A 12,349-nucleotide genomic window follows, 5' to 3' on the forward strand; every position below is an offset into this window, starting at 1 on the left:
GCTTCTGTTGATAGGAGAGGACGATCTTTCGTGAAGCGCGTAATGGCTCAAGAAGGCGCCGCTGGCATTGCTGCCGCCGTGGCTGAAAGTGTTCAGTACCAAGGGCGCAAGGCCAGTCGCCAGGGCAGCGAGCAGCGTCGGCAAGACATCCTCGATGCAGCGATGCGCATTGTCGTGCGCGACGGCGTGCGCGCCGTGCGCCATCGGGCGGTAGCGGCGGAGGCGGGTGTGCCATTGTCGGCCACCACCTACTACTTCAAGGATATCGACGACCTGCTTACCGACACCTTTGCCCAGTACGTGGAGCGCAGTGCGGCGTTCATGGGCAAGTTGTGGGTGCGCAATGAGGGCTTGCTGCGCGAGATGGTGGCTTATGGTGATGGCAGCGCCGAGTCGCGCTCGCAACTGGCCGACGATATTGCGCGGCTGACCGCCGATTACGTCCTGCGCCAACTGCTTAACCGTCGCGAGTACCTGATGGCCGAGCAGGCGTTTCGCCAGGAGGCCTTGTTGAACCCGCGCCTGGCCGACCTGGTGCGCTCCCATCAGCAGATTCTGTTGCAGGGCACTTGCCAGTTTTTCCAGGTATTGGGCTCCCGCGAACCCCAGCAAGATGCCAAAGTGTTGACGGCGATTATCAGTCGGATGGAATATCAGGGCCTGCTGTTCGAGCCCGAGGCCCTGACTGGCGAAGAAATGCTCGAGATTCTCAAGCGTTACATGCACCTGGTACTGGCCTCGGTCTAGTCGTGTGGGAGCCGGGCCACCCAAAACAGCTGTGGAGTGATGGATGAAAACCTGGCGTGTGGTTGTGACCGCGATGGTGTTGCTGCTCCTGAGCGGCTGCCTGGTGACCTTCAAGGAACCCCTGCCGGCCAGCGAGGCCGCACCTGACGCGCTGCTGGGCAAGTGGGCCAGCAGGAACGCCTGGGGCGAACCGCTCGACCTGCAGATCAGTCGCGCTGGACAGCATCGCTACAAGGCGGTGAGCACTTCGCAAACCAAACCGGTCAAGCGCGACGAATATTTGTTCAGCGTGTCCCGCCACGGCAACCGCTGGTACCTGTCGGCGCCGCTGCCGGACAAGCTGGGTGGGCATTTTATCCTCGCCGGCTTTGAATTGAATGAGGCTCGCGAACTGGTGGTCTACAACCTCGACCCCGAGGCAATCAACCAGGCCATCGCGCAGAAAATCCTGATTGGCAGTCACGTGGAAACTGTCGAAGGTGACGGCATATTGATCGACAGCCCCATGAGCCAGATCCTGGCTTACCTGGATGATCCGGCCAACGCCGATGTGTTTGTCGAAGCCGTACGCTATAAGCGTGTGGGCAAATAACGTTTAAAGAGGGAGCACCGGGTGGACGATTACCAGCAGACGATACGCACCTTGTCCGATCGCATTGTGCTGGCGCAGACACCGATTCGCGTCCTCGACGCCGTGAAGTGGGACGACAACATTCGCAAGGGCTTCCTCCAGGGCAAGGGCAAGCACATGCCGGCGGTGGATCGCGACTATTACCTGAACCGGCCACTGTCGTTCGATTCCAGCAAGGTGAAGCTGGAGTTCCAGAACATCGAGCGCGATATCACCCGCCAACTGGGCCAGTTCAACCCGGTCGGGCAGATCATGCGGCGCATGTGCAAGGAGTACCGCATGGTGGTGCGCATGCTCGAAGCCCGTGGCACTGAGGATTTCGGCCTGATTTCCCAGGAGCTTTACGGCGCCGCCTCCGATGCATTCCATGCCGGCGACCCGACCCTGGCCGACCTGGGCCTGATGCTTTCCGACTACCTGAATAACATCGACGGTCGTGGCGACCTCAAGGACGAAGCCAAGACCCTGACCGCCAAGGACGCTGTGGGCCTGCTGCAAAGCCGCCTGAACAAAGTGTTTGGCGAAGCCGAAGAAACCATTCGTGTGTTTGAATCCGACGGCATCGTTGCCGACGCGGCGGCGGGCGCCGACTACATCAAGATCCGCGCCGATGCGATGTTCAACGAGCGGGATGTGCGGGCCCTGGAAGTGCACGAAGGGCTGGTCCATGTGGGCACCACCCTCAATGGCCAGAACCAGCCGATCTGCACCTTCCTGTCCAAGGGCCCACCGTCGTCGACCGTGACCCAGGAAGGCCTGGCAATCTTGATGGAGATCATCACCTTCGCCTCTTACCCCAGCCGCTTGCGCAAGTTGACCAACCGCACCCGCGCGATCCATATGGTGGAAGAGGGCGCCGATTTCCTGCAGGTGTTCGAATTCTTCCGCGAGCAAGGCTTTGAAATGGCCGAGAGCTACGGCAACGCCAGCCGGGTGTTCCGCGGCTCGACGCCGACGGGGCTGCCGTTTACCAAGGATCTGTCGTACCTCAAGGGCTTTATCATGGTCTACAACTATATCCAGCTGGCCGTGCGCAAGGGCAAGCTGGAGCAGGTGCCGCTGTTGTTCTGCGGCAAGACCACCCTGGAAGACATGCGTACTTTGCGCCAGTTGGTGGACGAAGGCCTGGTGGTGCCGCCCAAATACCTGCCGGATCAGTTCCGTGACATGAACGCGCTGTCGGCATGGATGTGCTTCTCCAACTTCCTCAACCACCTGAGCCTGGACCGGATCGAGGCGGATTACTCCAATATCCTCTGACCAAATCCCATCAACTGTGGGAGCAGGCTTGCCTGCGATCGCGGTCTGTCAGCCACCGGTGGAGTAACTGACAGCCAGCTCCCACAGTTAGTCTTCATTGATTATCAGGGTTGTGTCCCCACCCATTTGCGAGGTTTCAACGGATGAGACTCCTCGGCATTCTATGCCTGCTCCTCACCCTCAATGGCTGCAGCTCGCTGCTGTTCTACCCCGAGCCCGGCCTGCCGTTCAGTCCACAGCAGGCGCGCCTGGAATACCGTGACGTCACCCTGACCACCGCCGATGGCCTGAAGTTGCGGGCCTGGTGGCTGCCAGCCAAGGCCGGCGTGCCGCTCAAGGGCACGGTGCTGCACCTGCACGGTAATGGGGGCAACCTCTCCGGGCACCTGGGCGGCAGTTGGTGGTTGCCGGCCCAGGGCTATCAAGTGCTGATGCTGGACTATCGCGGCTATGGCGTGTCAGAAGGCAAACCTTCGTTGCCGGCCATTTACCAGGATCTGGATGCCGCCTTCCAGTGGCTCGACCAGGCCCCTGAAACCCAAGGGCAGCCGCTGGTGGTCCTCGGCCAGAGCCTGGGCGGGGCGTTGGCCGTGCATTACCTGGCCGCACACCCCGAGCGACAGCCCCGGCTCAAAGCGCTGGTGCTCGATGGCGTGCCCGCCAGTTATCGTGATGTAGGGCAATTCGCCCTGAGCACTTCCTGGCTAACATGGCCGTTCCAGGTGCCGTTGTCGTGGCTGGTGCCAGACGCCGACAGTGCGATCCATGGCATGCCACAGCTGACTGGCGTGCCGAAACTGCTGTTCCACAGTCTGGATGATCCGATCGTGCCGCTTTCCAACGGCATCCGTCTGTATCAAGCTGCGCCGCCGCCAAGGGTGTTGCAACTGACCCGGGGCGGTCACGTGCAGACCTTTGCCGACAAGACCTGGCAAACCGTAATGCTGCGCTATCTTGACGATCCGCAGCATTTCAACGGTTTGCGCCGCCTGGGGGAAATTCCCAATTATCCGGCGGCTGCCAATCCTAAAACCGAATCATCAGAGAGCCCGCAATGAGCGAAGAACGCAACATGATCCCCCTGATCCTCACCGGCATCGGCACCATCATCGGTACCGTTGGCTGCCTGTGGTACTACGGCTACCTGCACTTCGCCAAGCCTGAGGATGCGTTGCTGCTCAGCGACTACACCATGCTCAAGACCGTGCCCGGCGAGGACTACAAAGTTTCCCTGACCCCGGCCCCTCAAGTGGCGCAATGCGTCGACGGTGTGCTGGTGCTGTTCGATACCGAGCAAAAGGGGCTGACGGGCGTGCTGGTAAACAGCAAGAAGCAGGCGGTGCGTTGCATGGGCCAGGAAACCCCGCAACTGCAGGAGTGAGCCTGCCGGTAGTTTTTGGAACCATATTCCGTATGACACCACTGATTGGGTCGTCAGCAGCGCTGACGAGTAACCCTTAATTACGTGGAGTATCACTATGAGTATTAATGGAGTAGGCGGTGGTGGCAGCGGGTTCGGTAACTTCGGCGGCGCCGGCATGGGGGATTCCGGCAATATGGTTGGCAAGGGCGTCGAAGGCGGTCAGCAGCAGGGCGGTATGGATCCTGAAGCGCTGAAGAAACTCCTGGCGCAACTGTTGGGCGGTGCGGGAGGTGCAGGCGGCTCCCAGGGCAGTGGCGGCAGTGGCGGTGCTAACGAGGAAGAGGACCCGCTGCGCAAGCAGATGAGTGGCGATCAGCAGCAAGGCATGCAGATGCCTCAAGAGAACAACAGCCAAATCAATTTCGGCTGATCCGCAGAGTCTGCCCGCAGTTCTTATGCAAAAAAGCCCTGCCTGGAACACAGGCAGGGCTTTCAGACCAGTAGCTGTCAGTCGGTTATTGAACCGAAGAACGTGGCTTGACCGGCTGGTTGTCGTTGGAGATGGTCACTTCAACGCGGCGGTTCATGGCACGGCCCGAAACGCTGGCGTTATCGGCAACCGGGTATGCCTTGCCGTAGCCAGCAGTCACGATGCGGCTTGGGTTAACGCCCATCTTGATCAGTGCAACCTGCACCGAAGTAGCGCGGCGCTCGGACAGGGTCTGGTTGTAGGCATCGCTGCCGGTGCTGTCGGTGTAGCCTTCGACGATGACTTTACGATCCGGGTTTTCCTGGAGGAATTGCGCCAGTTTGTTGATGTTCACCAGGCCGCTGGATTTCAGATCAGCCTTGCTGGTAGCGAACAGCACATCACCAAAGGTCACCAGGGTCCCGCGTTCAGTCTGCTTGGCGTTCAAGCTGCTTTGCAGTTGCTTGATCTGCGCGTCACGGGCTTCGAGCAGGGCGCGGGCACGTTGGTCGCCAGCGTTTTTCAGCTTGGCTTCGGACTCGCGCAGGGCGATGGTGTCCTTGGCCACTTCAACGCGCTGGTTGGTCAGGTAGGCCAGTTGGTCGACCTTCTTCTCGTCTTCCTTGTCGCGGTACGCCTTGTCAGCCTTGTCCAGCCATTCGCTGGCGTCCTTGGTTTCCAGGGCGGCGATTTTGGTCGCTTGCGGGTTGGCTTGCAGGGCCGAGAAGTTGGTCCGTGCGTTTTCCAGGTTCGCGTTAGGCGGGGTGGAGCAAGCCGCCAGTGCAACGCTCATCGCCAGCAGGGCAGGGATCATCAATTGTTTACGCATAGTGGTGTCGTCCTTTCAATTCGATTTCGGGTGCGATGCAAACAATGGCGGTGCTTACTTCTGCTGGATCACAGCAGGGCGCATGCCTTCGTTACGCAGCTCCTCAATAGCCTTCTGAGAATCCTTCAGCGCCAGATCGGCCTTGGCAGCCTGGGCCTTGCGCTCTGCCACGCGAGCGTCCCACTCAGCCTGCTCGGCCAGACGACGGGCTTCGTCGTATTTCTTGTCATGCATGGCCAGCTCGGCTTGCTTGAGCTTGTCCTGTGCAGCTTTCATTTCCACGGCAGCGTATTCGGTACCGCCAGCGCTTACAGCGCTGTTCACGGCCGATTGGGTCACTGCGTACTGTTCGGTCGGCGGGTTGCCGGCGCAGCCCGCGAGGACGAAGCTGGTGCCGATTGCCAACGCGGCCAATTTGAGCCCGCGCAGGTGGTTAAACGAGGATTTGGCAGTGCTGGTCTTCATCGTCTTCAACTCCATTAGATAACTCCTGAAAAACATCAAATCCATCTACGGTGTTCAGCGTCTGCGTTTGGCGGTGAAGCTCAGTGTGCCTTTTCAAACGCCTGTTCCAAGTGATGGCTTACTGGCTGTGACCCGAGGCTTTTTTGAATAGTTCAGCCAAAGATGGCGATTTGCCCGAAAAAATATCTGAACAAATCTGACTGAGGGGGCGGCGATAAAAAATCGGAACTTTTGCCACCTGCAGCGGTATGCCGGGCCTATGAAAGGCCCGGTACGCTGGGGGATGGTTTTTATCAGCGAATGTGGATCAGTGTTTCTGATCGTCAGGCGTGGCTGACATGTCGTGCAGGTACCGCCGTGACAGCGACAGGAAGCGCGGCGTGGGGCCGACGTCTTCATACAGCGGGTCACCCTCTTCATCGGTGGCAACCACATGCTGGCCCCGGATATACGGAAAGCTGGCTTCCAGCTCTTCCAGGGCGGCGCCGATCAGCTCGCCGAGCAATTCCTCGGTGCTGCGCTTGGGGTACATCTCGCGGATGGCCGCCAGCCGGGCAGCGGCCTCTACATCCAGGTGGATGGCATATTCGGTCTTGGTCAGGCGACCCTTGGCGGTTTCTTCCCATTGCTGGGCCAGTTCTCGGATTTTCATGGCAACCTCAGTGATGCCCGGGGTAGCGGGCGGTGATGAGTGACCAGTCGTAGCGTGGATAACGCGACGACGTACCCTTGAGACTAGCTGCAACCGCCAAGGTTTAAAGTTCCTTGTCAGACCAAGGCTTGATCGGCACTCTTAAAGATCAAAGCATCACGGATTCCTGGCTGGAGATTGGCTGATGAGCGATATCGATGCACGTTTGCGTGAAGATGTTCACCTGTTGGGTGAATTGCTGGGCAACACGATTCGAGAACAGTACGGTGATGAGTTCCTCGCCAAGATCGAGCAGATTCGCAAGGGCGCCAAGGCCGATCGCCGGGGCGGGACCACGGATGCGGCGGCCGGTGAAGAACTCAGCGCCAGCCTCAACCAGTTGCAGGAAGACGAGCTGCTGCCGGTAGCACGGGCGTTCAACCAGTTCCTCAACCTGGCCAATATCGCCGAGCAGTACCAACTGATTCATCGGCGCGATGAGTCCCAGCCGGCCCCGTTCGAATCGCGGGTGTTGCCCGAGCTGCTGGCGCGGCTGCAGAGTGAGGGCCACAGCAGCGAATCCCTGGCCCGGCAGTTGGCGCGGCTGGAGATCGAGCTGGTACTCACTGCCCACCCGACCGAAGTCGCGCGCCGCACCCTGATCCAGAAATACGACGCCATCGCCGCACAACTGGCCTTGCAGGATCACCGTGACCTGACCAGCGCCGAGCGCGAGCAGATTCGCCAACGCCTGCAACGGCTGATCGCCGAAGCCTGGCACACCGAAGAAATCCGCCGTACCCGGCCCACCCCGGTGGACGAGGCCAAGTGGGGCTTTGCGGTGATCGAGCATTCGCTGTGGCACGCGATCCCCAACTACCTGCGCAAGGCCGATCAAGCCTTGCACGCCGCCACCGGCCTGCGCCTGCCCCTGGAGGCGGCGCCGATCCGCTTCGCCTCGTGGATGGGCGGCGACCGTGACGGCAACCCCAATGTGACGGCGCCGGTGACCCGTGAAGTGCTGCTGCTGGCGCGCTGGATGGCGGCAGATCTGTATTTACGGGATATCGACCACCTGGCCTCGGAACTGTCCATGCAGCAGGCCAGCCCTGAGTTGCAGGCCAAGGTCGGCGACAGCGTCGAACCTTATCGAGCCTTGCTCAAACAACTGCGCGAACGCCTGCGCGCCACCCGCAATTGGGCGCACGCGGCGTTGACCGGCAGCCTCCCGGCGCCAGCCGATGTGCTGCAAAACAATCGTGACCTGCTGGAGCCGCTGGAGCTGTGCTACCAGTCCCTGCACGCCTGCGGCATGGGCGTGATTGCCGACGGCCCGCTCCTCGATTGCCTGCGCCGTGCAGTGACATTCGGCCTGTTCCTGGTGCGCCTGGATGTACGCCAGGACTCCAGCCGGCATTCGGCGGCGATGACCGAAATCACCGATTACCTGGGTCTGGGTCGCTATGAGGACTGGGACGAAGACGCGCGCATCACCTTCCTGATGAAGGAGTTGGCCAATCGTCGCCCGTTGTTGCCGGGGTATTTCAAGCCTTCGGCCGATACCGCCGAAGTGCTCAATACCTGTAAGGAAATCGCCGCTGCGCCGGCGGCTTCCCTCGGTTCCTACGTCATCTCCATGGCGGGCGCGGCATCCGATGTGCTGGCAGTGCAGTTGCTGCTCAAGGAGTCCGGGGTGCAGCGGCCGATGCGTGTGGTGCCGTTGTTCGAGACCCTGGCCGACCTGGACAACGCCGGCCCGGTAATCGAGCGCCTGTTGCTGCTGCCCGGTTATCGCGCGCGGTTGCAAGGCCCGCAGGAAGTGATGATCGGCTATTCGGACTCGGCCAAGGACGCTGGCACCACGGCTGCGGCCTGGGCCCAGTACCGGGCGCAGGAACGTCTGGTGGATATCTGTCGCGAGCAGCAGGTGGAACTGTTGTTGTTCCATGGTCGCGGCGGCACCGTGGGCCGTGGCGGCGGCCCGGCCCATGCGGCGATTCTGTCGCAGCCACCGGGCTCGGTAGCCGGGCGTTTCCGCACCACCGAGCAGGGCGAGATGATTCGTTTCAAGTTCGGCTTGCCGGATATCGCTGAGCAGAACCTCAATCTGTACCTGGCCGCAGTGCTGGAGGCGACCTTATTGCCACCGCCACCACCGGAGCCGGCCTGGCGCCATTTGATGGATGAATTGGCGGCTGATGGTGTCAGCGCCTATCGCGCAGTGGTGCGGGAAAATCCGCAGTTCGTCGAGTATTTCCGCCAGTCCACCCCCGAGCAGGAACTGGGCCGCTTGCCCCTGGGCAGTCGCCCGGCCAAGCGCCGTGCCGGCGGCATCGAGAGCCTGCGTGCAATCCCGTGGATCTTCGGCTGGACCCAGACCCGCCTGATGCTGCCGGCCTGGCTCGGCTGGGAAGCGGCATTGAGCAAGGCCCTGGAGCGCGGCGAAGGTGAATTGCTGGGGCAGATGCGCGAACAATGGCCGTTCTTCCGCACCCGTATCGACATGCTGGAAATGGTCCTGGCCAAGGCTGACGCCGATATCGCCCGGCTCTATGACCAGCGTCTGGTGCAAGCCGACCTGTTGCCATTGGGTGCGCATTTACGCGACCTATTGTCGCAGGCCTGCGCCGTGGTGCTTGGCCTGACCGGCCAGTCGCAGCTGCTGGCCCATAGCCCCGACACCCTGGAGTTCATCCGCCTGCGCAACACCTACCTCGACCCGTTGCACCTGTTGCAGGCCGAACTGCTGGCCCGCTCCCGCCAGCAGGAGGCGACACAGGACAGCCCTCTGGAACAGGCGCTGCTGGTGTCCGTGGCCGGTATTGCCGCCGGGCTGCGTAACACCGGCTGACATTTCTGGCGTGTTCTCAAGGGCTTGCACACAAAACCGCCGGCTGACCCGAAAGGGCTGTGCCGGCGGTTTTGTGTCCGGGTTGCACCAAGGGATACCGCGACCAAAAGGCTTGTGTGGTGCGGGTTCTTCCGACTTTTGGCGGCTTGTGTGGTTAGGGCTCGCTGTGTATCTTGATCAGCCTTTGGCCGGTTGGGCGGCCTGGATTCGTATTTTTACGAGCATATTCTACGAGATTGGCCCCACGCGGCGAATCCGAGCGTCATCTCTATAAAAAATTGAGGAGCACATCGATGCGCGTCATTCTGCTGGGAGCTCCCGGGGCCGGTAAAGGTACTCAGGCAAAGTTCATCACTGAAAAGTTCGGCATTCCACAAATCTCCACTGGCGACATGCTGCGCGCTGCCGTCAAGGCCGGCACCGAGCTGGGCCTGATCGCCAAGAGCGTGATGGACAGCGGTGGCCTGGTCTCCGACGACCTGATCATCAACCTGGTCAAGGAACGCATCAGCCAGGACGACTGCAAGAACGGTTTCCTGTTCGACGGTTTCCCACGCACCATTCCCCAGGCCGAAGCCCTGGTGAAAGCCGGCGTCGAGCTGGACGCTGTGGTTGAAATCGCCGTTGAAGATGAAGAGATCGTCCAGCGTATCGCCGGTCGCCGCGTTCACGAAGCCTCGGGTCGCGTCTACCACATCGTCTACAACCCGCCAAAAGTGGCTGGCAAGGATGATGTAACCGGTGATGACCTGGTGCAGCGCAAAGACGACACCGAAGAAACCGTGCGTCATCGCCTGTCGGTCTACCACTCCCAGACCAAGCCGCTGGTAGAGTTCTACCAGAAGCTGTCGGCTGCCCAGGGCAAGCCGAAATACAGCCACATCCCGGGCGTTGGCTCGGTGGAAGCCATCACCGCCAAGGTGCTGGAAGCGCTGAACTGATCTGACGATTGGCTTGACGTTCAACGGCCCGCTTGCGGGCCGTTGTTGTTTATACTGGCGCACTTTTTTTCGATTTGGACACCCATACCGATGAGCACCCTGCTGGCCCTGGACACCGCGACTGAAGCTTGCTCCGTTGCCCTGCTGCATAACGGCAAGGTCACGAGCCACTATGAGGTGATCCCGCGCCTGCACGCGCAAAAGCTGCTGCCGATGATCAAGCAGCTATTGCTCGATGCCGGCACCACCCTGTCGGCGGTAGACGCCATCGCCTTTGGCCGCGGCCCGGGTGCATTCACCGGTGTGCGCATCGCCATCGGTGTGGTGCAGGGCCTGGCGTTTGCCCTGGAGCGGCCGGTACTGCCGGTGTCCAACCTCGCCGTGTTGGCCCAGCGCGCGTTGCGTGAACATGGCGCACGCCAGGTCGCGGCCGCCATTGATGCGCGGATGGATGAGGTCTATTGGGGCTGCTACCGCGAAACCGCTGGTGAGATGCGCCTGGTCGGCGTCGAGGCCGTGCAGCCGCCCGAGGCCGCCGCGTTGCCGGCCGATGCCAGTGGCGACTGGTTTGGCGCTGGTACGGGGTGGGGTTATGGCGAACGTATCGCCGTGGCCACGGCCGGCCAGGATGCCGGGATGTTGCCCCATGCCGAAGACCTGCTGAGCCTGGCGCGTTTTGCCTGGGAGCGCGGCGAGGCGATCCCGGCTGATCAGGCCGCTCCGGTGTACCTGCGCGATAAAGTGGCACAGACCAAGGCCGAGCGCGGGCTCTAGGCTTATTGCGCTCAGCCTCTAGTGTGGGAGCTGCCGAGCCCCACCGTTGATCGCAGGCAATTCGCGCCAATCGTCAGAATTTGTCCCTGGGTTTAAACCTTTGCCCGTTTATGTGTTCTAGTTATCACCAGAGCATTTGCGTGCCAAGGAAAGTGCCGCTAAATTGCCATCATTGATAGCGGATCTGCATGTATGCGTATAGACGGCTTTTCTACCCAGTCCTACCCCCTCAAGCGCAAGCCACGCAAGGCGAACGTGACGGTAGACGAGTCCGTCGAAGAATCCCCCGACTTTATTGAAGTCCAGCCCGAAACCTCCCAGGGCGCGGCAGTTTCCGCCCGTGCCCAAGGTGCCAGCGGTTCGCGTATCGGCGGCGTTCCGGCCCGCCAGCAAGACATGATCTTCCCGCGCTCCATGAGCAAAAACGTCGCTACGGCCCTGGCCAGCTACCTGACCACTGCCGGCTTTGTCGAATGGGATATGGAAGTGCTGGGTCTCGATATCCACATCTGATGCTGTTGCCTTATTTCCTCGGTTGCCCGTCCTGGAGCGAAAACGCCTGGCGCGAGTACCTGTATCCGCAAGACGCCCGCGCCACGGATTTTCTTGGGCTGTATTGCCAAGTATTCAATGCCTGCGAAGGCAACACCACCTTCTACGCGCGGCCCTCGGTGGCCACCGTGCAGCGCTGGGCCGAGATCATGCCCGCGCACTTTCGGTTTACCGCCAAATTTCCCGGTGATATCAGCCACAGTGCCGACCTGCGCGAACAGTTGCCCGCCGCCGAAAGCTTTCTTGGGTTGATGAGCCCGCTGGGCGAGCGGGTGTCGCCGTTGTGGCTGCAACTGCCGGCCAGCTTCACCCCGCAGCGGCTGGGGGAGCTGGCAGGGTTTATCGACGGTCTGGAGCGTCCGTTGGCGGTGGAGGTGCGTCATCGTGAGTTCTTCGCCAAGGGCGACGCCGAGCGCAGCCTCAACCGCCTGCTGCGTGATCGCGGGGTCGAGCGTATCTGCCTGGATCCACGAGCTTTGTTCAGTTGCACGTCGACTTCGGCAGCGGTGCTCCACGCCCAATCGAAAAAGCCCAAGGTACCGCCCCGGCCAGCGGCGTTGACCCAGTTTCCCCAGGTACGCTTTATCGGCCACCCGGACCTGGAAGCCAACGACCCGTTCCTCGTGCCGTGGCTTGAGAAAGTCGCAGGCTGGATTGAGGAGGGGCGCACGCCTTATGTGTTCCTGCACACCTCGGATAACCGCCTGGCGGCCCAACTGGCCATACGCTTTCATCAGCAATTGATGGAGCGGTTGCCGGGGTTGCCGGCGCTGGCGCAGTTGCATCGGGAACCCGCGGTGGAGCAACTGGGGTTACTCTAGGGTTTTTTTGTGCCT

At 61.2% G+C, this 12,349-nt stretch carries 14 protein-coding genes; 11 read left to right on the forward strand and 3 right to left on the reverse strand.

Annotated elements, in window-relative coordinates; all coding sequences use genetic code 11:
* Positions 1-30 precede the first annotated feature (30 nt).
* The 6 genes from PSH73_RS05360 to PSH73_RS05385 all read left to right on the forward strand — a co-directional run bounded on the left by PSH73_RS05360 (position 31) and on the right by PSH73_RS05385 (position 4,431).
* Complete coding sequence (locus tag PSH73_RS05360) at positions 31-747, forward strand: TetR/AcrR family transcriptional regulator (protein WP_081044192.1); 717 nt, start codon at positions 31-33, stop codon at positions 745-747.
* A gap of 43 nt (positions 748-790) precedes the next feature.
* A complete protein-coding gene (locus PSH73_RS05365; RefSeq protein WP_169960728.1) occupies positions 791-1,339 on the forward strand; it encodes a hypothetical protein in 549 nt (182 codons plus the stop codon).
* 21 nt (positions 1,340-1,360) lie between these two features.
* The gene (locus PSH73_RS05370) at positions 1,361-2,638 is read left to right on the forward strand and encodes a flavohemoglobin expression-modulating QEGLA motif protein (protein WP_057441794.1); all 1,278 of its coding nucleotides are present in this window, start codon (positions 1,361-1,363) and stop codon (positions 2,636-2,638) included.
* A gap of 143 nt (positions 2,639-2,781) precedes the next feature.
* Complete coding sequence (locus PSH73_RS05375) at positions 2,782-3,696, forward strand: alpha/beta hydrolase (protein ID WP_057958671.1); 915 nt, start codon at positions 2,782-2,784, stop codon at positions 3,694-3,696.
* Complete coding sequence (locus PSH73_RS05380; protein WP_057441790.1) at positions 3,693-4,019, forward strand: hypothetical protein; 327 nt, start codon at positions 3,693-3,695, stop codon at positions 4,017-4,019. The genes PSH73_RS05375 and PSH73_RS05380 overlap by 4 nt, the downstream gene beginning before the upstream one ends.
* Positions 4,020-4,116: 97 nt before the next feature.
* The gene (locus PSH73_RS05385; RefSeq protein WP_057958672.1) at positions 4,117-4,431 is read left to right on the forward strand and encodes a hypothetical protein; all 315 of its coding nucleotides are present in this window, start codon (positions 4,117-4,119) and stop codon (positions 4,429-4,431) included.
* Between the two features lie 85 nt (positions 4,432-4,516).
* Here the strand turns inward: PSH73_RS05385 and PSH73_RS05390 are convergent, their stop codons facing one another.
* From PSH73_RS05390 to PSH73_RS05400, 3 genes are all read right to left on the reverse strand, one after another.
* Positions 4,517-5,299 (reverse strand): OmpA family protein, encoded by a 783-nt coding sequence (locus PSH73_RS05390; RefSeq protein ID WP_057958673.1) that lies wholly within the window; start codon positions 5,297-5,299, stop codon positions 4,517-4,519.
* Positions 5,300-5,353: 54 nt separating this feature from the next.
* Entirely contained in the window at positions 5,354-5,779 is a 426-nt protein-coding gene (locus tag PSH73_RS05395; protein ID WP_057441784.1) for a DUF4398 domain-containing protein, read from the reverse strand.
* 292 nt (positions 5,780-6,071) lie between these two features.
* The gene (locus PSH73_RS05400) at positions 6,072-6,416 is read right to left on the reverse strand and encodes a hypothetical protein (protein WP_057441782.1); all 345 of its coding nucleotides are present in this window, start codon (positions 6,414-6,416) and stop codon (positions 6,072-6,074) included.
* Between the two features lie 184 nt (positions 6,417-6,600).
* Here PSH73_RS05400 and ppc point away from each other — a divergent pair, with 184 nt between their 5' ends.
* The 5 genes from ppc to PSH73_RS05425 all read left to right on the forward strand — a co-directional run bounded on the left by ppc (position 6,601) and on the right by PSH73_RS05425 (position 12,334).
* Positions 6,601-9,246, forward strand: a complete 2,646-nt coding sequence (gene ppc, locus PSH73_RS05405; RefSeq protein ID WP_057441780.1) for a phosphoenolpyruvate carboxylase — start codon at positions 6,601-6,603, stop codon at positions 9,244-9,246.
* A 293-nt stretch (positions 9,247-9,539) separates the two neighbouring features.
* Positions 9,540-10,187, forward strand: a complete 648-nt coding sequence (adk, locus tag PSH73_RS05410; protein WP_057441778.1) for an adenylate kinase — start codon at positions 9,540-9,542, stop codon at positions 10,185-10,187.
* 90 nt (positions 10,188-10,277) lie between these two features.
* The gene (tsaB, locus tag PSH73_RS05415; protein WP_057958675.1) at positions 10,278-10,961 is read left to right on the forward strand and encodes a tRNA (adenosine(37)-N6)-threonylcarbamoyltransferase complex dimerization subunit type 1 TsaB; all 684 of its coding nucleotides are present in this window, start codon (positions 10,278-10,280) and stop codon (positions 10,959-10,961) included.
* Positions 10,962-11,153: 192 nt separating this feature from the next.
* A complete protein-coding gene (locus tag PSH73_RS05420; protein ID WP_057441774.1) occupies positions 11,154-11,474 on the forward strand; it encodes a hypothetical protein in 321 nt (106 codons plus the stop codon).
* On the forward strand, positions 11,474-12,334 hold the full coding sequence (locus tag PSH73_RS05425) for a DUF72 domain-containing protein (protein WP_057441772.1): 861 nt from the start codon (positions 11,474-11,476) through the stop codon (positions 12,332-12,334). Before PSH73_RS05420 ends, PSH73_RS05425 begins: the two co-directional genes overlap by 1 nt.
* The last annotated feature ends 15 nt before the right edge of the window (positions 12,335-12,349 follow it).

The organism is Pseudomonas sp. FP2294 (assembly GCF_030687625.1).
Taxonomy (GTDB): domain Bacteria; phylum Pseudomonadota; class Gammaproteobacteria; order Pseudomonadales; family Pseudomonadaceae; genus Aquipseudomonas; species Aquipseudomonas shahriarae.